Origin of the sequence: Allomuricauda sp. TY007 (assembly GCF_010468565.1) — a bacterium.
In the GTDB taxonomy this organism is placed as follows: Bacteria; Bacteroidota; Bacteroidia; order Flavobacteriales; family Flavobacteriaceae; genus Flagellimonas.
Genome location: NZ_WUEG01000004.1, coordinates 268,454 through 289,066 on the forward strand (window position 1 = coordinate 268,454; position 20,613 = coordinate 289,066).

A 20,613-nucleotide genomic window follows, 5' to 3' on the forward strand; every position below is an offset into this window, starting at 1 on the left:
GATAAAGTGTTTTCCTTACCTATGAAACTGTCGCCGAACTGGTTTCGGCCTCGCGGTGGATTTTTTTAACCAAGCCTTGCAACACCTTGCCCGGCCCTACTTCCACAAAGGATGTAGCCCCATCTTTTACCATTTGTTGCACGCTTTGCGTCCACTTTACGGGGGCCGTTAATTGTAGTATTAAATTCTTCTTGATTTCCTCGGCATCGGACACGGCCGTGGTCGTCACGTTTTGATAAATAGGGCAAGTAGGTATTTTGAATTCCGTAGATTCAATCGCTGCCGCCAATTCTTCCCTTGCCGGTTCCATTAAAGGGGAATGAAATGCTCCTCCAACCGGCAATAACAAGGCTCTTCTTGCCCCGGCCTCCTTCATTTTTTCGCAGGCTATGTTTACCGCATCCACCTCTCCAGAGATTACCAATTGCCCTGGACAATTATAGTTGGCGGGAACCACAATACCTTCCACTTCGGCACAAATTTTTTCTACCACCTCATCTTCCAAGCCCAAAACAGCAGCCATGGTACTGGGTTGAACTTCACAAGCCTTTTGCATTGCCAAGGCACGTTGTGACACTAATTTTAGGCCATCTTCAAAATTTAAGGTCCCGTTGGCTACCAAAGCGGAGAATTCCCCCAAGGAATGTCCGGCCACCATATCGGGCTTAAAAGCATCTCCCAACACCTTGCTCAAAATCACGGAGTGCAAAAAGATGGCGGGCTGGGTCACCTTGGTCTGTTTTAGGTCTTCGGCAGTGCCCTCGAACATGATATCGGTTATGGAAAACCCAAGAATTTCGTTGGCTTTTTCAAAAAGTTCCTGTGCTTCGGAATGGTTTTCGTAGAGGTCCAAGCCCATACCTACAAATTGTGCTCCCTGTCCCGGAAAAATATATGCATTCATAATTGTCGAGTTTTTGAGTGGGACAAAAATAGGGATAATTTGTTTGCTTACCCTTCTTTAAACCAGCTGGAGTACTTTACATAGTTGTTGGCGATCCTATCTATTTCTCCCTTGGAAAGCTCCGGACTGATGTCCTTTATCTTTTTAGCTGGCATACCCGCATATATACTCCCGGCTTCTACATGTGTACCTTTGGTAACAACCGCACCCGCTGCAATAATGGAATTGCTTTCCACCACACAATCATCCATGATTATACTGCCCATGCCCACCAGCACATTATCCTTAATGGTACAACCGTGCACTATGGCATTATGTCCAATAGAAACGTTATTTCCGATAGTGGTTGGGGATTTTTCATACGTACAATGAATCACGGCACCGTCCTGCACATTGACCTTGTTTCCCATTTTTATATAATGGACATCGCCCCTGATCACGGCATTGAACCAAACACTGCACTGGTCGCCCATACATACCTCACCAACAATAGTGGCGTTTTCAGCTATAAAACAATCTTTTCCTATTTCTGGGGATTTACCCCTCACTGGTTTCATGATCATTGATGTAAAATTTACCTTTTAAACAAAAAAGCATCTCGACTACCCTTTCGACTGCGACAGGCTACCCTTGAACCTACATCCATCAATTATGTTTGAAAGTTAATTATTCGCAGCCGGGCAGTAACAATCGTAACGATTGCCTTGGTCGCTTTGTCCAAAATCGTAACCCAAAGTGATTTGATGAAAACCACCGTTATCAAAACGGATATCCCCGGATTGGTAGGAATAATTGTAAGAAAACATGAATCTATTCACATTAACCCCGATAATCGGCGTAAACAATTGCAAGCGTTGTTCACCGAAATTTCCGTTGGATTGAAATTGTGCCCCATCAAAACTACGTCGGTACGACAAACCTGCCCATACTGTACCAAAACTCACATCTCGGTACACCTTGGCATTCAAATCTACAGTTTTCTCTTTGGTAAAATCCGTCATCTGGAACAAAATGGATGGTTCAACCCGTGTATTTTTTCCAAAAACATATCCAACGGAGAACAGGTAACGTCTCAAGTTGTCAAATTCAGCTGCCGTGTATAAGTCACGTCCACTGCCCAAAATATTTAAAATAGCAGCATGTGCATAAAACTCGAACAAATTGTAGGAAACGCCCAAATCCATATTAAAATAGCTCGCCGTGTTCTTTACCCCGGTAACAACAGGGTCTGGAATTACGGACCTAAATTCCGTTTCGTCCAAACTACTGAGAATAATGCCTGCACTCAAACCTAAAGATAGCTGGTTGAGCGTTCTAAAATCGCCGCCTAATTGCAAATGGTGTGCGTAAGTCGCTTTGAAGCCCGTTTGGGAGTGGTACCCATTGGAATCGTTAAAAAGTATGCCCCCTATCCCACTGCGTTCACCAACCCTGGAATTTATGTTCAATGTTTGTAAGCTTGGTGCTTCATCCACATTAAACCACTGTTTCCTAGCGGTAAGACGAACTTTGGTCCCCTCGGCGATACCTGCCATGGATGGATAGACCAAGTAATAATTGTCCGCCAAGTAATCAAAATACACGGGAATTCCTTCCTGTGCTTTGGCCACGGACCCAAAAAACAGGGTTAGGATAATTGAGGTTAAAATACGTCTCATGTGACGGTTGGGGCTAGATGGTTGTTCAATACAATAAAACACTAAGATAACGGCAAGCAGCACACATTATTATAATATTTTGCTGCGCATCCTAACTATTGGTATTTTTGTATCAAAGATTCAAGATGAAAGAATACAACATTACGGTTGTTCCTACCAACAACCCCAAGATAATCAAGTTGGAAGCCAACCATTTTTTGGTTAAGGGCAACTATGAGTATAAAAATATAGACGAGGCCAAAAATTCCCCCTTGGCACAACAACTCTTCTATCTTCCATTTATCAAAACCGTTTACATTTCCAGTAATTTTGTGGCATTGGAAAGGTTTGACATTGTGGAGTGGAACGATGTTAAGGACGAAGTGGCCCAGCAATTGGTGGAGTACCTTAATGCTGGAGAACCTGTGGTAAACGAAGAAGATGTTAAAAAGAAGCAGCCCATTACCGTTTATGCGGAGGTGACCCCCAATCCTGCGGTGATGAAGTTTGTCTCCAACAAGCGTATTGTTCCCAGCACTTACGAATTCAAGAATATTGATGAAGCGAAAGATTCGCCTTTGGCCATAGAATTGTTCCATTTTCCCTTTGTAAAAGAGGTTTTTATGGACGAGAACTATGTTTCCGTTACCAAATATGAGGTTGCGGATTGGGAGGAAATCAACATGCAATTGCGTGAGTTTATCCGGGATTATTTGGCTGATGGCAAGGACGTAGTAACAGCAGAGGCCATTCAAAAAAGTAAGGAAACGGTAGAGCAAAAAACGGTGCAGACCGATTATGATGATACTTCCCTGCAAATCATAGACATTTTGGAAGAATATGTAAAACCTGCCGTTGCCAGCGATGGCGGAAACATTCTTTTCCAATCTTATGAAGAGCAAAGTGGTACGGTTAGCGTAATCCTTCAAGGTGCTTGTAGTGGTTGTCCATCTTCTACATTTACACTAAAAAATGGCATCGAGACCATGCTCAAGAACATGATGGGCGAAAAAATCAAGGAAGTAGTGGCTTTAAACGGCTAATTATCTTCATTTTACTGCCGGATTTCCATCAAAATTTGTTAAATTCAAGGGAATCTAAAAAATACATTGACCATGGCAGTTTTAAAAGTTATTGAAGTATTGGCGAATTCCAGCAAAAGCTGGGAAGATGCAACCAACAAAGCGTTGGACCAAGCATCAAAATCCGTCAAAAATATTCGTTCCATCTACATCAACGAGCAAAGCGCCACGGTAAAAGATGGAAAAATTGATGACTACAGGGTAAACGTAAAAATTACTTTTGAAGTTCAGTAGAAAATTTGAAGAAAAGGAAATGCGTCCCGCAACGGACGCATTTTTTTATGCTTAAAATGTTCAGCTAATGAAAAAAGTGCTTTTCTTCATAATAATTACAATCGCAACCCTAAGTTGCAAACAAAAACCTAAGGAAGTGACCCACGAACATACCAATGCACTCATCCATGAGACTAGCCCCTATCTTCTGCAACATGCCCACAATCCCGTAAATTGGGAAGCATGGCACCCCGATGTGTTGGAACGGGCAAAAAAAGAGGATAAGCTATTGCTCATCAGTATTGGCTATGCCGCTTGTCATTGGTGCCATGTGATGGAAAAGGAATGTTTTGAAGATGCGGAAGTGGCCGAGGTGATGAACAAAAACTTCATCAACATTAAAATTGACCGTGAGGAGCGTCCCGATGTGGACCAGATTTACATGGACGCCATCCAAATGATATCTGGGCAAGGTGGGTGGCCCCTAAACATAGTTGCGCTACCCGATGGAAGGCCTTTTTGGGGTGCTACGTACGTGCCCAAGGACAATTGGATAAAATCGTTGGAGCAGCTCGCAGAACTTTATAAAAAAGATAAACCACGGGTAACCCAATACGCCACGGATTTGGCCAATGGTCTCCAAGCCATCAATTTGGTGGAAAACGATAAGGACAGTGACCTGTATTCTTTGGATCAACTGGAAGTGGCAATCCAAAATTGGACCCAATATTTTGATACATTTTTAGGTGGCCACAAGCGCGCCCCCAAATTTATGATGCCCAACAACTGGGATTTTTTATTGCACTATGCCACCGCCATGGACAAACCTAAAATTATGGAGTTCGTGGACACGACCCTGACCCGGATGGCCTACGGCGGTGTATACGATCATGTAGGGGGAGGGTTTTCCAGATACGCCGTGGATGTTAAATGGCATGTGCCCCATTTTGAGAAAATGCTGTACGACAATGGTCAGTTGACAAGCCTTTATGCCAAGGCCTACGCCGTAACCAAAAACGAATTGTACAAAAACGCAGTGGAAGAAACCATCAACTTTGTTCAAGAAGAACTTTTGGATCGCAGTGGCGGTTTTTATTCCTCTTTGGATGCCGACAGTCTTGATAAAAACGGTGAATTGATAGAAGGCGCCTATTATGTTTGGACCAAAGAAGAACTTACTCGTTTATTGGGAGATGACTTCGAGTTATTTCAAAAGTATTTCAACATTAATTCCTATGGATACTGGGAAGAAGAAAACTATGTGCTCATTAGGGATAAAAATGATGAAGAAATAGCCGAAGAATTCAATATTTCCGTTTCCGAATTGAATGCTCAAATAAATGAGAATCTGGACACGCTTAAAAAGGAAAGAAACGAACGCTCCAAACCGCGTTTGGATGATAAAATCTTGACCTCTTGGAACGGTTTGATGTTAAAAGGGCTGGTTGATGCATACCGTTATTTAGGCAATGACGCCTATCTAAAACTTGCGCTAAAAAATGCCGAGTTTATTGAGCGTGAAATGATTAAAAGTGATGGCTCGCTTTACCGTAACCATAAAGCCGGGAAAAGCACCATCAATGGTTTTTTAGAGGATTATGCCTCCGTAATCGACGCCTATTTTTCGCTATACGAGGTTACTTTTGATGAAAAGTGGCTCGATTTGGCAAAAAATCTTCTTGATCATTCCAAAAAACACTTTTTTGATGAAGCTTCCGGCATGTTCTTTTATACTTCGGATGAAGATCAATCTTTGATCAGAAGAACCATAGAGGTGGATGATAATGTAATTTCTTCCTCGAACTCCATCATGGCCATCAATCTGTATAAATTTCACAAGCTTTATCCCAAAGAACCCTATGGAACCATGTCCGAGCAAATGTTGAAAAATGTTCAAAAGGATTTTGATCGCAGGGCACAAGGTTTTGCCAACTGGTTGCATTTGGTGCTATTTCAGAATCAAGATTTTTATGAAATCGCCATACTTGGCGAGGACTACAAAAGTTTAGGGCAACAAATTGGCAAGGAATATGTGCCCAACAGTATTTTGGCAGGTTCCAGAAAAGAGGGAAATTTGGAATTATTAAAAAACAGGGAAAACCCTAACAAAACCTTAGTCTATGTTTGTATAGAAGGGGCCTGTAAGCTCCCTGTAACAAAAGCGGAAGAGGCTTTAAAACAGCTGTAGGCAACATTAACATTTGTTTAAAAACCTTTTCTTTTATTTCAGTTGAATATTAACTACGTTGCCATTTAAACTAAAAAACCATTATGGAAGAACTAGAAAATTATCAAACATACATTGATCAGGCCATGGATTGGGCTGTAGGCATTTTACCAAGTCTTATAACAGCTATCATCACATTTTTTATAGGTCTTTGGGTCATCAAATTTTTCAATCGAATGGTCCGTCGCTTTTTTGCAAAAAAGGATTATGATGAAACCTTGGAATCTTTCTTACAGAGTTTTATCAGTATTACCCTAAAAGCATTACTGTTTGTTTTGGTGATTACGCAATTGGGTGTTAAGACCTCTTCCTTGGTCGCCATTGTGGGTGCCGCAGGCCTTGCTGTTGGTTTGGCATTACAGGGGTCTTTGGCCAATTTTGCCGGCGGGGTACTTATCCTCATTTTTAAACCTTTTAAGGTAGGGGATTGGATTTCTGCACAAGGTGTGGATGGCACTGTAAAGGAAATTTCCATTTTCAACACTAAGTTGAGCACTTTTGGCAACCAAATTGCCATTATCCCTAACGGACAACTGTCCAATGGGAACATTGTGAACTACAATATGGAAGATACCCGAAGGGATAAAATAGATGTGGGTATCGGTTACGGGTCCAACATCAAGGAAGCCAAAGAAATCTTGTTACAGATTTGCGCGGATAATCCCAACATCAATACCGAGCCAGCACCGGAAGTCTACGTTGGCGCATTGGCAGACAGTTCGGTAAACCTAACGTTACGCTTTTGGGCCAATAATGATGTGTTTTGGCCAGCACATTTTTATGTAATGGAACAAACAAAATTACGCTTTGATGCTGCTGGAATCGAAATTCCATTCCCACAAAGGGTTATGCACAAAGCATTGGAAGATTAATTTTTTTTCTTTTTCTGCTGAAGGACAAAGTCTTTGAGGTAGTAAGGTTCAAAATAGGCCACATCCTCAAATTGTTTGGAAATATATTTATGGAAGGCAATTGAAGCCATTTCCTTAGCAGAAGGAACTACAGATTCATTAAAAATAAAATTGGGGTGTTGCAAAACACCCCTACATTTTTCTGCTCCACTACCCACCACATATACTTTGGTATTGGAAACATAATCAGCAAAAGATTCCTCATTGACAATCTCTGCACGGGTCTCTCGTACTTCTTTATAATCAGAACCATAGACACAGGAATAGACTTCCATGCGCCTGGCATCCAGCACAGGAATCACCAATTCCCCCGGTTTTAAATCCACTTGATGGGCCATACTTTGTAAAGTAGGTACGGAAATCAAAGGTAAGTCCAAGGAAAAACAGAGCCCTTTGGCCGCGGACACCCCTATCCGGAGACCTGTGTACGAACCGGGTCCTTTACTTATAGAAATGGCATCCAGGTCCAAAAATGACAAAGAAGCCTCTTTCAAGGCTTCTTTTATAAATACATGCAATTGTTCCGAATGCGAATAGCTTGTGGCATTGTTCTCTTTTAGGACTAGGATGTCGTCATCCTTAGATATGCTTACGGAGCAATTGGTGGTCGCAGTTTCTAAATGTAGTAGTATAGCCATAGCGGCCACAAAGATACTAGTTTAATGCAATGGGCAACCCGAAGTAGAACTCCAATATTTTCAACCGGAAGATATAATCGTACTTGGTGCGGATCACATCGGCTTGGGCATTTTCCACTCTGGACTGTGCCTGGCTAAAGTCAAAAGCGTTCATTAATCCAACATCAAAACGCTCTTTGGCATATTCGTAGGCCAAACGTCTGGCTTCCAAAGTTTTTTCCGCTGCGATATAAGCCTTTTCAAACGTACTTACATCCACATAGGCCTGTTGGATAGTGTTTTCCAAGTCCAGCTTATCCTGTTTAAATTGCAATTTTGCTTTTTCCAGACTGATCTTAGATCGCATCACGTTGTTACGAGTGCTCCATCCGTTAAATATGGGTATGTTCAATTGTGCCCCGTAACTTATACCATCAAAAATCCATAACTGGTCCGTTAGGTTCGGCGTGTAGGGAATTCCATCACCGTCAGGTATTTGGGTCACATCGGAATATCTTGTACCGTACTGGAAAAATGCAGACAAGGTCGGCAAATAAGCACCTTTGGCAATCTTAAGGTCCTGTTCGGCCAAATCCACATTGGATTCGGAGAATTTGATATCGTTTCTAAAACCCAAGGCCTTATCAAAAATTACCTTTGGAGAGTTTTTAAGGATATCCGAAGGCGGAATTTCGAACTCCTCTTCTGCAATATCAAAGTTTTCGTAATCGGTTATCTGTAGCAATTGTGCCAAATTAACACGAGCGATCAAAACATTGCTTTCACCGTTCACGATCTGCTGTTCTTGATTGGCAGCGGTTGCCTCAATCTCCAAAAGATCCCCCCTTGGCACAACTCCGGATTCCACCAACTCCTTGGTTCTTTTCAGATCTTGTTCCGTAACGGCGTATTGCGCCTTAAAGGTTTTTAATTGCTCCTTGTTGGATAGTACCTGTAAATAGGCATTGGCCACATTTAAACGAATATCGTCCTTTAAATTATCCAAACGATATTGGTTGGCAATGGCATTCATTTTTGCCCTGTTCAATTGGTGCATGTTCCTCAAGCCATCAAAAAGGGTTACATTGGAGCTAACACCAATGTTCATGTTATTTGCCGTGCTGTTTGTAGGCAGGTTGTTTGTTGGGTTAATGGAGAAACCTGTATTGCTCGATACCGATACTGATCCATTTAAGCTAGGAAGCATATTTCCTATGGCATCGGACTTATCTATTTTAGCGTTTTCCAGATCTAGTTCAAATTGTTCTACGGTCAAATTGTTCTCCACCGCGTATTCCACACATTCCTGTAGCGTCCATTGACGTACTTGGGCACTGGTCAAGGTAACGGCGAACAATAATAGTAGTAACGTTATGCTATTTTTCATTCGTTTTTTGATTTTGGTTTGTAAAATGATGGTCAGCATGGATTAATCCTCTTCAGATTTCTTCTCGAGCTTGTTCCAAACTTTGATCTTATCATCTTCGTCAATGCCTGAAACAATTTCTACGTCTATACCATCACTGACACCCAACTCAAGATCTTTGCGTTCGAATTCGTTTTCGCCTGTCTGTACTTCCACGTATGGTTTTTCGGTCTCCTTATCAAACTGAAGCAAAGCTTCTTTTATGGCCAACACATCCTTTTTCTCTTCCAAAACAATGGAGGCATTTGCACTGTACCCGGCCCGCACATACGAGGTGCTATCGCTTTCTTTGACATCCAAATCACCTTCGATCTTAAACTGAACAGCACCTTCTTCTTCCACCCCTTTAGGTGCAATGAATTTTAATTTGGCATCGAATTTTTGCTCCTCCAAGGCTCCAAGGCTTATTTCCAATGGCATTCCCACACTTAACTTTCCAACCTCGGCCTCGTCCACTTCACCTTCAAAAATCATTTTGGACATATCGGCGATGGTGGCTATGGTGGTCCCTTCGTTAAAGTTGTTGCTTTGGATTACCTGATCTCCTTCTTTTACAGGAATCTCAAGAATAGTTCCGGAAACAGTGGCTCTAATGTTAGTGTTGGCACTAGCTGAACCTCCGGCAGAACCTTTTCTGATAATCTGATAATCGGCCTGGGCATTTTTTAATTCTTGCAAAGCCTGGTCATAGGTCAACTTTAAGTTGTTAAAGTCCTGACTGGAGATAACACCTTTATCAAACAGCGTTTTGTTTCTATCGTACTCTATTTTGGCATTGTTAAGGGCCAATTCCGCATTACGGACCCTTCCTGCGGCTTGGTTCACGGATTGCTCATTGGGAACCACTTTTATTACTGCGATAAGGTCACCGGACTTTACCTTGGCTCCTTCTTCCAATAGGATTTTATCTATAATCCCGGAAATTTGAGGTTTGATGTTGATCTCATCCTCAGGTATTACCTTTCCGGTAACGATTACTTTATTTACAATGTCCTTTCGTTCTGCTGTTTCGGTTTTATACAGCTCTACAGGAGTACTGTTCTGCTTTAAAAAGTAGACAACGGCGGCCAAAATACCAATGACCACTACCCCTATCAATCCGTATTTTACATACTTGTTCATTCTTGCTTATTTGATTCGTTATTTAATTGTATTGATGATTATTCTTCTCTTAGTGCGTCTATGGGCTTAATTTTTACGGCCCGGTTGGCTGGCAATAGGCCTATGAGCACACTTAGCCCTACCATTAAAATGAATGATACGATAAACTGTGGAATGCTTATCATGGGCTGCACGAAAGGGAAGTTCTCCCCGCTGCCAAACATGGCATCCAAAATGGATAATATTCCCACTGCGACCGCAAATCCTACCAAACCTGCAAATGCTGTTAAAACGATGGCTTCCACAACAATTTGACGTTTTACGATGACCGGGGTTGCGCCCAAGGCCCTACGCACTCCTATCTCTTGTGTACGCTCCTTTACCGTAATCAATAGTATATTACTAATGGCTATCACGCCCGCCAGTAATGTGAAGATTCCCACAAAAAAGGAAAACCCTTTTAGAACCGTTGTAAATGCTGTGATGTTATTGAATATTTCCGACATATCGAAGCTTCCTATGGCACGCTCGTCATCTGGGTGGATATCGTACTTGGCCTTTAAAATGCTCTTAATCTGACTTTCTACAAAGGGCACTGGTGTATTCTCTTCGACCGCTATGGCCATCCATCCCATCCTATCGCCAGAATTAAAGGCTTTTTGAAAAGTGGTAAAGGGTATAAATACTGCATTTTCTCCATCAATATTAATGTTGTTGTTGGGCTTGTAAATTCCCACCACACTAAAATATACGCCGTTGATACGGATATCCTCGCCTATGGCCTTATCCCCTTTATCAAAAAGGAGTTTATAGGTCTCCTCCCCAATAACACATACTTTTTTGGAATGTTCAATATCGGTCTGGTTCAAGAACCTGCCTTCCACCAGTTTCTTTTTGGTGATGTTGTCTATTTCCGGAAAGTCCCCGTACACTGCAGAACCACTTGTCTGTCCATTTCTGTAAACGGTTACGGTTCCCCTGTGATTGGCCAGCTCAATTCGTGGTGCCAGGACCTCAATCTCCGGAATCTGTCTTTTTAAGATGTCCGCATCTTCGAGCTTGTAACGGATTCTTCGCCCACGTTCAAAACCTTTGTAGGGTTCGGAGGTTGATTGTCCCCAAACAAACAAGCTGTTCGAGGCTGTTCCTGCAAAAATTTTATTGAAACCATTGCTCATTCCATTGGCAGACCCCAATAACAGCACCAATATGATCATGGCGAAAATTACGCCCAACATAGTTAGGAAGGTCCTGAACATATTCTTGCTCAGCGTATGAAAAATTTCTATCCACAAATCCTTATCAAATAACCACATAACTATATATCACTTAGTGCAACAATGGGTTTAACATTTGCAGCTTTCATGGCCGGTAATAGCCCTGCCAATACTCCTGCAATTATCAAAATAATTGTGGCCGTAACCACGGTGGAAAGATTTACAGAGGGGTTGCTAAAGGCAGGTGTTTCTATCATGGGGCCTACCGCTGCCAAAATCATCCAAGCAAACAACAATCCCACAAAACCAGAAATGGCGGTAATAAAAACGGATTCCAACAATACCAAGTTTATTATTTGACGTGGTCTTGCCCCAAGTGCTTTCCGCACCCCGATTTCTTTTGTTCTTTCCTTGATCGTAAATACCATAATATTTCCGATACCAACGATTCCTGCAACGAGGATCAAAAAACCAACTCCGATACCGATTCCTTTTAAAACCGATGTAAAACTGCTGATATTTTCAAAGGCTTCTGCATAGTTCCATACATTAAGGCCAGCTTGATCGTCCGGAGCAATTTTATGACGTCTTTTCATCAACATTTCCAATCTTTCGGAAAATGCCAATGCCTCTGTCAAATCATAATTGGGATTATAGGTCAAAGCAATACTGGCAATTTCGTTGGTGTTGCCATAAATGCGTTGATAGGTACTCACTGGCGCATAAATTCTTCTTTCCGCATTGTCATCGCCATCATCGGTAAAAATCCCGATTACCCTAAAGGGTAAACCATTGAACTCTATAAACTTTCCAAGAGGGTCTTCTTTTTTGAACAGATCTTCGGCCACTTTTCTGCCGATTACAGCTACTTTGGCCTTATTGACAATATCTGCCTCATTAATATACCTACCGGCAACTACCAAGGTTTTTTCTATGGCCTGATGATCGGGATGGGTTGCCTGCACGGAATATGAGCCTGTTTCGTCTTTATACCTTGCCGCTGCGTTGGCATAATATCGGGCACTTATGTATTCAATATCTTTAGAAAAGCTCTGCTTGATATATTCTAAATCATCATTTTTTAATTGAATACGTCTGCCAGCTTCAAAACCACCATACGCTTTGGATGTAGTTCCTGGGCGAACAAAGATAGAGTTGGTGGCATCATCGTTGAACTGACCAACAAAACCATTCTGCATACCGTTTACCGAAGCGAGCAACATTACCAAAATAAAGATGGCCCACCCCACGGAGAAACCTGTCAAAAAAGTTCTCAGCTTATTGGTTTTGATCGTATTGAATATTTCCTGCCAAACGTCTCGATCAAACATACTGTTCTGCTCTTACTTGTTCAATTTTCTTGTCTTCCACAATAACACCATCCTTAAGGTGTACTATACGTTTGCACATGTGGGCTATATCTTCCTCGTGGGTAACCACTAATATGGTATTGCCGTCATCGTTGATTTTTTGGATAAGGTCCATGACCTCATAAGAAGTTGTACTGTCCAAGGCACCCGTTGGCTCATCCGCCAAAAGCACTTTGGGTTCTGCAGCCATGGCTCGCGCAATGGCCACCCTTTGCTTTTGACCTCCGGAAAGTTCACTGGGCAAGTGGTCCGCCCATGGTTTTAAGCCAACTCGCTCCAAATACTTCATGGCCTTTTCTTGGCGCTCCTTTCTGGGCACTTTTTGATAATAGAGCGGAAGGGCCACATTCTCCAAGGCACTTTTATAATTGATCAAGTTGAAGGATTGAAAGATGAATCCCAAGAATTTGTTCCTATATTGGGCAGCCTTGGTTTCGCTCAGGTTTTTGATCGGCACACCATCCAAGGTATACTCACCGGAATCCGCGCCGTCCAACATTCCCAAAATGTTCAACAATGTGGATTTTCCAGATCCGGAAGATCCCATAATGGCCACAAGCTCCCCTTCTTCTACTTTAAAATTTATTCCCTTTAAAACATGAAGGGAGTTGCTCCCCATTTTATAGGATTTATGAAGATCTTTGATTTCTATCATGATTGATGATGTTAGCTATCTTACGTTTACCTCTGCAAGTAAGACAGTAAAGTTGTTAAATTGTTACAAGATTTTTTACTTTTTTTTCCTAACGACGGATTTAATCATATGTTCCTTGGCAAAACCCAGGTAGGATTACCCAAATAAAGATACCCGTGGCAACAGAAAGTCCGGTTAAAAAAATGTTGCTGACCCTTTATTATGGTGTCAAATATTTTTGCCACTGTTCCAGGTCGAACAAGGCCGGTTATTTTGATTAATGAGTCACGCAAGCGTCTATCAATAAGACAATCAAACTTACTAAATATACAGGTGTAAGGTAAAACTTGTGCAGAAAAGCTATTTTAGCTTCTCATTTTTCTATAAATGAAGTAGAAAAGGCCTGCCACCAAAACATAGGGCACGGCCATTAGGTAAACAATTCCGTTATTGATCGCCTCTGCAGTTTTTCCATCGGATTCACTTTCCACAACTGCACGGCACATAGCACACTGGGCTTCCGACACAGTTGGGAAAACCAATATAACAAATAGAATGAGTAGCAATTTTGTTTTCATGGAAAAATCAATATTGATAATAGGGTGAAATCATCACATAGACCAGAACTCCGGTAACCGCAACATATAGCCATATTGGGAAGGTATATTTTGCCCATTGCCTGTGAGCCTCAAAATCGTCGAGATACACCTTTGAGTAAGTAATCAGCACCAAAGGAATTACCGATATGGACAAGACAATGTGTGTCATCAAAATAAAGTAATAAACAAATTTAATGGGGCCTTCTCCACCAAAAACAGTCGTTTCAGAGGTCATATGATAGGCTACATACATGATCAGAAACAATGCTGAAAGCACAATATTGGTCGTCATCAACCTACGGTGTATCAATTGTCTGCCATTTTTAATGGCTATAAATGCAACAATAAGCAATATAGAGGTTAAACCATTGATTCCCGCATAGATCGGCGGCAAAAATGATAATGGCTTTGCATTTGGAATTTTATACCCAAACAATAGAGCAACCACTAGTGGTACTGCTATTGAAATTACGGTAATCAACCTATTATACCGTTTTTCCTTCAAAGAAATTTCATCGGTCATTCTGCCAATAATTTTTTAATGTCCTCTTTTAAAATTGTAATCTGTTGGGTTTCCCCTTCTGAGTTTACTTCTTGCTCTTCTGTAATGGTACCGCGATAATAGATCAGCGGGTTGCCAAATTCATCTTCACGCGAACGAATATATCCATTTTTATCAACCAATGCGAACATACCGGAATGCTCAAACCCGCCCGGGGCATCTTGGTCTTCATTGGCAAAGATGTAAAATCCTTCTCGTGCCAATTGATAGATCTTGTCCTGATTACCTGTCAACAAGTGCCAATCCTTATCCGTAATCCCATATTTTTTGGCATACTTGGTCAACACGGATGGTGTATCATACCGTGGGTTGATGGTAAAGGATGCCACCCCAAAATCCTCATCTCCTTTAAAGGTTTCCTGCAGTTCTACCAAGTTCTTGGTCATTACAGGGCAAATGGTAGGACAGGTGGTAAAGAAGAATTCCACCACATATACCTTCCCCAAATAATCTTCGTTGGTAACTAATACGCTATCCTGATTGTAAAATGAAAAGTCGGGAACTCTTCGTTTTTCTCCCTGGTTTACCACAAAACCCACTTTGGTATTTTTGTTTGGAACACTCATACGGTCGTTTTCCACGACTGTGCCCCCTTTTACACGTTTTGTAATTTCGTACACGGCAAAAATCCCAAAAATCAAGATGATTGCGGATACCCAAATGTAGGTGTACTTTTTTTTATTATTTGCTCCTGTCGGCATTGTTCTTTTTTAGGGCCAGACGGTATTCTGCCAAGATAATCTTGACATCGTCCACCATTTTATTGTTCAGTTCTGCTACGGAAGAGGTATCAAATCCATATTTGACACCTTCATCTTCGTCGTCGGTTCGTCCGCGTAGGCTTAGGTCTTTGTCAACTATAAAAACATTGGGTGTAGCCAAATCATCGTCCAAATCAATATTGGCTTGCAATGATTCAAAAAGTGACTTGATTTCGTCTTCGGCTCCAAAGGCAAAGTGCCATTTATCCACATTGGACAATTTCCCCAATTCATTCTTCAACTCTCCCACTTGCTCTTCATTACCTTTGGGAACGACCATAATCATTTGAAAATCGTTGAACTCCCCAAATCTTTTGTAAATCTTTTGATTTAGATTGAAAGCATTTCCTTGCATTTTTTCCACATTGTTTCCCAAAAAACCGAGAATGGTTATCTTGTCTTTAAACTGAACGTTGGGATCCATTCGGGAAACATCGGACACTTTTTCGGTAAGGATTGGCAAACGTCCAAAATTGTTTACCCCTGATGCAAAAAACAAGTAGACCACGACAGGGAGCACAAAAAGGGCGGCTAATACGATTTTCTTTTTCATAGTGTTCAACCGTACAAAAATAAAAAAAGACGGTTGGAAAACCGTCTTTTAATTTTGTTAAATACTTTTTTAGAAGTCCCAGGTTATGAATCCCTCGGTATATACATTATAAATGTAATCTGCTTCGAACAGCAGAATGAATATTAAATAACATATTAGGAATACGGGGGTCCATACAATTACCCTTCTTAGTGGTGTTTTTTCGTCCCTAAGGTGCATAAAGTCCCACGCAATGTAATAGGCTTTCACCAACGTTAGGATGATAAAAATCCAATTGAGCAATTTCATCCCCAAAAAGTAGCCGTGGGTCAAAAATCTTGGTTTAACAATACCCAAAGCAACTTCAATAGTGGTAACTATTGTAAGGAAGATAAGTACGCCCCAAATTTTTTGGGTGTTCGACTTAAATTTTAAAAGTCCTCTAAAAATCTCAAGTTTATGTTCGTGTGCCATTTAAAATCAATGTTTTTATACCAAATAAAAGAATGTAAATACGAATACCCATACCAAATCCACAAAGTGCCAGTACAGCCCAACTTTCTCCACCATTTCGTAATGGCCCCTGCGTTGGTATGTGCCCAAAATCACATTAAAGAATATGATGATGTTGATTACTACACCCGAGAATACGTGGAATCCATGGAATCCTGTGATAAAGAAGAAGAAATCCGCGAACAGTCTATGACCGTATTCGTTGTGGACAAGGTTGGCACCTTCTACCACTTGATTGGCTTCCAATATTTTGGCCAAAGATTCTTTTCTGTCCAAAAGGGTCTTTTCTCCCTCTTCATTCAATTGTTCGGTACGGATCAAGATATTTGGTGTTGCCTTGAAACCTTCCACAACTTCATTTAGAGAATAGGATGTTTTGTAACCTTCGTTCTCAAACCAAATTCCCTCGTTTGCTTGGTGCTTTATCCTTTCTTCCGGTAGGGTTTCGGCAAAATCCGACAAAGCAGCTCTTTCACCTGTTTCGGCATTCACAAACTGAAGAATTCTTCCCGAGTTCGTTTCTACCGCTCCATAATCCCCTTTTATAAAAGTTGCCCATTCCCAAGCTTGTGAACCAACGAAGATGGCACCACCGATTATGGTAAGGAACATGTAAAGGATAACGCTTTTCTGTTTCATTTTATGACCTGCATCCACAGCCAATACCATGGTTACGGAAGACATAATCAAAATAAAGGTCATAAAGGCCACATAGTACATGGGGTAGTTTCCATGGAAGAAAGGCACGTGGGTAAATACCTCATCGGCAATTGGCCATAGCTCTATAAACTTAAATCTTGAGAAACCGTATGCCACCAAAAAACCAGAAAAGGTCAAGGCATCCGACATGATAAAAAACCACATCATCATTTTTCCATAGCTAGCGCCGAGGGGTCTGTTCCCGCCTCCCCAAACACTGTCTTCTGTACCGGTACTTACCGTTGCATCCATATAAAAGGTCGTTTTATTAAAACTTTCACAAATTTACATTTTTTGATGTATTGTAAAAGACAAACTTGATTGAAAACTGCTCCAATCAAAATTTATTTCACGAAATACATAAATAGAATTAGATATACCCAAATAAAATCCAGAAAATGCCAGAATGTGGCACCAAGCTCCATTCCCAACATATTTTCGGGGGTATACTTATTTCTGAGTTGCTGTACCAATACCACAGAAAGTGATATTAATCCTGCCACGACGTGGGCAATGTGCACCGCTGCCAACAAAAATACGTAGGACATTTTTATGTTGCTCGTGGGACCAGTAAAATAATAGCCGTTTTCCAACATCTGGGAAAATCCTACAAATTGTAAGGATATAAATGTTATTCCGAGCACCAATGTGATGAGCAAAAATATTGTCCCGTTCTTTTGATTGTTCTTGGCTACGGCTTTTTTTGCCAACAAATAGGTAATACTGCTCAAGATAATCATGGCGGTGCTAATGAAAAATGCACTTGGCAGCTCCAAATCGCTTACCCAATCCTCCCGTTTACTACTCACTATGTAAGCACTGGTCCAACCGGCAAAGCCCATGATCAAACTCACAATACCGAACCAGAGCATCATTTTTTTTGCCCGACTGTTCTTTTCTTTCGCTGTTCCTTGGGTTAAATCCATTTTAGTTTATAAACTTATCTATTACGTACACTATTTGAATCAATGATATATAGGTGACACTGGCCAACATCAATTTCCTTGCTGAAGGATTGTCCCTGTTTTCGTATAATTTGAAGGCGAAGAACAACATGACCAATCCGGACAGCAGTACAATTACGGCTGCTGGAATAGAAAGATGCAATCTTCCTGTAAAACCAAATACGGGGATTATGGAGATAACGATCATCCAAATGGTATACAGAATGATTTGTATTGCTGTTCCCTTGTCCTTTTTGCCTGTAGGCAACATTTTAAACCCTGCCTGTTTGTAATCTTCGTCCAGCATCCAGCCAAGTGCCCAAAAGTGGGGAAACTGCCAAAAAAACTGGATCATGAACAACGTTCCTGGTTCAATGCCAAAATCATCCGTTGCCGCTACCCACCCCAACATAAAAGGAATCGCCCCAGGAAAAGCCCCCACAAATACTGAAAGTGGCGATTTGGTTTTTAATGGTGTATACACACTGGTGTACAAAAAAATGGATATGGCCCCGAACATGGCTGTTTTTGGGCTTAGGGCAAATAATGCCAACACCCCCAAGACCGTCAAGACTACGGCAATGATCAATGCGGTTCTCACGGACATTCTCCCTGATGGGATGGGTCTATTTCTGGTACGCTTCATTAAAGCGTCCAAATCTTTTTCTATGATTTGATTGTATGCATTTGATGCCCCTACCATACAATAGCCCCCGAACATTAATAATAAAAGGGAAACTACATCAATCTGGTATGCGCCTAGAAAATACCCCGCGATGGAAGAGAAAACCACACTAATGGCCAGTTTGGCCTTGGTAATCTCCTTAAAATCGGAAAATAATAAGGAAAAGGTATTATTTTTTACGGAACCTACGGCAGATTTCATCCACATCTTTATTGGCTGGCAAAGATAACGCCAGTACGTATCTTTTGCAACGAAAGCTAAAGTTTTATGATTCTTGGAGTTAAATCCATAAAAAAAGCCCGAATGAAATTATCATTCGGGCTTTTCCATTCCTGCCTCGACAGGAATTATATAACTCTTATTACTGTAGCTTAAATGTAATTGGAATACTGAAAGGTACTTTTACGGGTCTACCTCTTTGCTTTCCAGGAGTCATTTTAGGCAGTTTTTGGATAATTCTCATTGCCTCAGCTTCTAAGTTTTTATCCGGTCCGCGCATTCTAATGTTTCCGATACTTCCATCTTTCTGGATAACGAAAATTACGCTAACCCTACCTTGAACCCCCATTTCTTGGGCAATTTCTGGGTAACGGAAGTTTTTACGGATGTGCTTCTGCATCATTTCTTGGAAACATGCTTTCTTATCGCTTGCATTTTCACAACCTGGGAAAACAGGAACATCTTCAATTACGGCAAAAGGAACGGAAATATCCTCTTCCACCTCTTCCACTTCAACTTCCTCGATTTCGATCACCTCTTCTTCTTGGCTAGTTTCGGTAGACTCGATAACGGTCTCTTCCACCTCTTCTTCATCTTCTACAACCTCGATTACTTCGGGGGCAGCAGGTGGCGGTGGCGGTGGCGGAGTTTTGATTTGCTCGGTCATTGGCACTTCTTCGTCCAATTGATCTTCAACATTCATAGAAATGTCGTAGTCATTGACCTTATCATATTTTTTCCACTCCATGGCACCGTAGACCAATGCCAAAACAGCGGCCAATCCTATAACAAAATATAGCGTACTGTTTCTTCCTACGTCTGCTTTCGGGTTCTTTTTTGGTTCCATCCTTTTTCTCCTTTTCTAAATTTAGTGTTTGCTAATTTAATTATTAATTGGTTAAATAAACAATTAAAATTTCCATTTTAACGGGTTTTTCTTAGAAAAAACCCACACAATAAGCCCAATTCCTGCAAATGCGCCCAATGTGTTGGCCAAAACATCGCCAATTTCGGCCATTCTATCGGTTGTGACCATATATTGTAATACCTCAATAATTATACCATATACGATTGCCAAGCCCACAACAATTTTTGTGGTTTTGCTCAATCCAAGGCTTCCCTTGGTTCTTTCCCGAAAACTCAAACAACCTACAAATCCGAACACCATATAAAATATAAAGTGTGTGATTTTATCGACATAGGGAATGTTTAGGTTACCTGTATCCAAGTCCATATCCGAAAAAGAAAATAAGCTGAGTATCGTAATAACGATTACCCAGCTTACAAATAATAAGGTATATATATTTTTCTTAAGCACCTATCAACGCCTTGTAGTCGTCGGCACTCATAAGGCCTTCCACCTCAGAGGGCTCGCTTAGTCTAATTTTCACCATCCATCCATCACCATAGGGGTCGGAGTTTACTTTCTCGGGCTCGTCTTCCAAAGCTTCATTAAACTCAACAATCTCTCCACTCAAGGGCAAAAACAAGTCAGAAACGGTCTTTACTGCTTCAACTGTTCCAAAAACTTCTTCTTTATCCAATGTTTCGTCCAAAGTTTCCACTTCAACGTAAACGATATCCCCTAGCTCGCTTTGGGCAAAATCCGTAATGCCTACGGTAGCGATATCTCCATCTATTTTGACCCATTCATGGTCTTTTGTATATTTTAATTCTGATGGTATGTTCATTACTATATATTTGAATTAGTCGATGGACAAATGTAACAGATTGCGGAAAGCTTTTCAAAGAAACTTTGC

General features: G+C 41.2%; 24 protein-coding genes. 4 read left to right on the top strand and 20 right to left on the bottom strand.

The window, feature by feature from the left end:
* Window positions 1-19: 19 nt before the first annotated feature.
* The 3 genes from fabD to GO009_RS06095 form a co-directional block, all read right to left on the bottom strand.
* Window positions 20-904, bottom strand: a complete 885-nt coding sequence (gene fabD, locus GO009_RS06085; protein ID WP_163625325.1) for an ACP S-malonyltransferase — start codon at window positions 902-904, stop codon at window positions 20-22.
* A 47-nt stretch (window positions 905-951) separates the two neighbouring features.
* Window positions 952-1,467, bottom strand: coding sequence for a gamma carbonic anhydrase family protein (locus GO009_RS06090; protein WP_163625326.1), 516 nt, complete (start codon window positions 1,465-1,467; stop codon window positions 952-954).
* Window positions 1,468-1,566: 99 nt separating this feature from the next.
* Complete coding sequence (locus GO009_RS06095) at window positions 1,567-2,562, bottom strand: type IX secretion system membrane protein PorP/SprF (protein ID WP_163625327.1); 996 nt, start codon at window positions 2,560-2,562, stop codon at window positions 1,567-1,569.
* 125 nt (window positions 2,563-2,687) lie between these two features.
* Between GO009_RS06095 and GO009_RS06100 the strand changes: the two genes are divergently transcribed.
* The 4 genes from GO009_RS06100 (at window position 2,688) to GO009_RS06115 (ending at window position 6,935) form a co-directional block, all read left to right on the top strand.
* Window positions 2,688-3,584: a NifU family protein gene (locus GO009_RS06100; RefSeq protein ID WP_163625328.1), complete on the top strand. Its 897-nt coding sequence runs from the start codon at window positions 2,688-2,690 to the stop codon at window positions 3,582-3,584.
* A gap of 72 nt (window positions 3,585-3,656) precedes the next feature.
* Window positions 3,657-3,857, top strand: a complete 201-nt coding sequence (locus GO009_RS06105) for a dodecin family protein (RefSeq protein ID WP_163625329.1) — start codon at window positions 3,657-3,659, stop codon at window positions 3,855-3,857.
* A 67-nt stretch (window positions 3,858-3,924) separates the two neighbouring features.
* Window positions 3,925-6,024 (top strand): thioredoxin domain-containing protein, encoded by a 2,100-nt coding sequence (locus tag GO009_RS06110; protein WP_163625330.1) that lies wholly within the window; start codon window positions 3,925-3,927, stop codon window positions 6,022-6,024.
* Between the two features lie 83 nt (window positions 6,025-6,107).
* Window positions 6,108-6,935 (top strand): mechanosensitive ion channel family protein, encoded by an 828-nt coding sequence (locus GO009_RS06115; protein ID WP_163625331.1) that lies wholly within the window; start codon window positions 6,108-6,110, stop codon window positions 6,933-6,935.
* Here the strand turns inward: GO009_RS06115 and tsaB are convergent.
* The 17 genes from tsaB to gcvH all read right to left on the bottom strand — a co-directional run bounded on the left by tsaB (window position 6,932) and on the right by gcvH (window position 20,544).
* Complete coding sequence (tsaB, locus tag GO009_RS06120; RefSeq protein ID WP_203532374.1) at window positions 6,932-7,612, bottom strand: tRNA (adenosine(37)-N6)-threonylcarbamoyltransferase complex dimerization subunit type 1 TsaB; 681 nt, start codon at window positions 7,610-7,612, stop codon at window positions 6,932-6,934. The two genes, GO009_RS06115 and tsaB, sit on opposite strands and share 4 nt — an antisense overlap.
* A gap of 16 nt (window positions 7,613-7,628) precedes the next feature.
* Window positions 7,629-8,978, bottom strand: coding sequence for a TolC family protein (locus tag GO009_RS06125; protein ID WP_163625333.1), 1,350 nt, complete (start codon window positions 8,976-8,978; stop codon window positions 7,629-7,631).
* Window positions 8,979-9,020: 42 nt separating this feature from the next.
* On the bottom strand, window positions 9,021-10,139 hold the full coding sequence (locus GO009_RS06130; RefSeq protein ID WP_163625334.1) for an efflux RND transporter periplasmic adaptor subunit: 1,119 nt from the start codon (window positions 10,137-10,139) through the stop codon (window positions 9,021-9,023).
* 38 nt (window positions 10,140-10,177) lie between these two features.
* Entirely contained in the window at window positions 10,178-11,434 is a 1,257-nt protein-coding gene (locus GO009_RS06135) for an ABC transporter permease (protein WP_163625335.1), read from the bottom strand.
* 2 nt (window positions 11,435-11,436) lie between these two features.
* Window positions 11,437-12,666, bottom strand: coding sequence for an ABC transporter permease (locus GO009_RS06140; protein WP_163625336.1), 1,230 nt, complete (start codon window positions 12,664-12,666; stop codon window positions 11,437-11,439).
* Complete coding sequence (locus GO009_RS06145; protein WP_163625337.1) at window positions 12,659-13,360, bottom strand: ABC transporter ATP-binding protein; 702 nt, start codon at window positions 13,358-13,360, stop codon at window positions 12,659-12,661. The genes GO009_RS06140 and GO009_RS06145 overlap by 8 nt, the downstream gene beginning before the upstream one ends.
* A 344-nt stretch (window positions 13,361-13,704) precedes the next feature.
* On the bottom strand, window positions 13,705-13,917 hold the full coding sequence (locus GO009_RS06150; RefSeq protein ID WP_163625338.1) for a hypothetical protein: 213 nt from the start codon (window positions 13,915-13,917) through the stop codon (window positions 13,705-13,707).
* A 7-nt stretch (window positions 13,918-13,924) separates the two neighbouring features.
* A complete protein-coding gene (locus tag GO009_RS06155) occupies window positions 13,925-14,461 on the bottom strand; it encodes a DUF420 domain-containing protein (RefSeq protein WP_163625339.1) in 537 nt (178 codons plus the stop codon).
* On the bottom strand, window positions 14,458-15,201 hold the full coding sequence (locus GO009_RS06160) for an SCO family protein (protein ID WP_163625340.1): 744 nt from the start codon (window positions 15,199-15,201) through the stop codon (window positions 14,458-14,460). The genes GO009_RS06155 and GO009_RS06160 overlap by 4 nt, the downstream gene beginning before the upstream one ends.
* Complete coding sequence (locus GO009_RS06165) at window positions 15,182-15,814, bottom strand: hypothetical protein (protein ID WP_163625341.1); 633 nt, start codon at window positions 15,812-15,814, stop codon at window positions 15,182-15,184. Before GO009_RS06165 ends, GO009_RS06160 begins: the two co-directional genes overlap by 20 nt.
* A 69-nt stretch (window positions 15,815-15,883) precedes the next feature.
* Window positions 15,884-16,267, bottom strand: coding sequence for a cytochrome C oxidase subunit IV family protein (locus GO009_RS06170; protein ID WP_163625342.1), 384 nt, complete (start codon window positions 16,265-16,267; stop codon window positions 15,884-15,886).
* 15 nt (window positions 16,268-16,282) lie between these two features.
* The gene (locus GO009_RS06175; RefSeq protein ID WP_163625343.1) at window positions 16,283-17,257 is read right to left on the bottom strand and encodes a cytochrome c oxidase subunit 3; all 975 of its coding nucleotides are present in this window, start codon (window positions 17,255-17,257) and stop codon (window positions 16,283-16,285) included.
* A gap of 92 nt (window positions 17,258-17,349) precedes the next feature.
* Window positions 17,350-17,931: a heme-copper oxidase subunit III gene (locus GO009_RS06180; RefSeq protein WP_163625344.1), complete on the bottom strand. Its 582-nt coding sequence runs from the start codon at window positions 17,929-17,931 to the stop codon at window positions 17,350-17,352.
* 1 nt (window position 17,932) lies between these two features.
* Entirely contained in the window at window positions 17,933-18,835 is a 903-nt protein-coding gene (gene cyoE / locus GO009_RS06185) for a heme o synthase (protein ID WP_163625345.1), read from the bottom strand.
* Window positions 18,836-18,995: 160 nt separating this feature from the next.
* Window positions 18,996-19,700 carry an energy transducer TonB gene (locus tag GO009_RS06190; RefSeq protein WP_163625346.1) on the bottom strand — a complete coding sequence of 235 codons (705 nt, stop codon included), beginning with the start codon at window positions 19,698-19,700 and terminating at the stop codon, window positions 18,996-18,998.
* Between the two features lie 63 nt (window positions 19,701-19,763).
* Window positions 19,764-20,171, bottom strand: coding sequence for a VanZ family protein (locus GO009_RS06195; RefSeq protein WP_369008826.1), 408 nt, complete (start codon window positions 20,169-20,171; stop codon window positions 19,764-19,766).
* Window positions 20,164-20,544, bottom strand: coding sequence for a glycine cleavage system protein GcvH (gene gcvH, locus GO009_RS06200; protein ID WP_163625348.1), 381 nt, complete (start codon window positions 20,542-20,544; stop codon window positions 20,164-20,166). The genes GO009_RS06195 and gcvH overlap by 8 nt, the downstream gene beginning before the upstream one ends.
* Window positions 20,545-20,613: the final 69 nt, after the last annotated feature.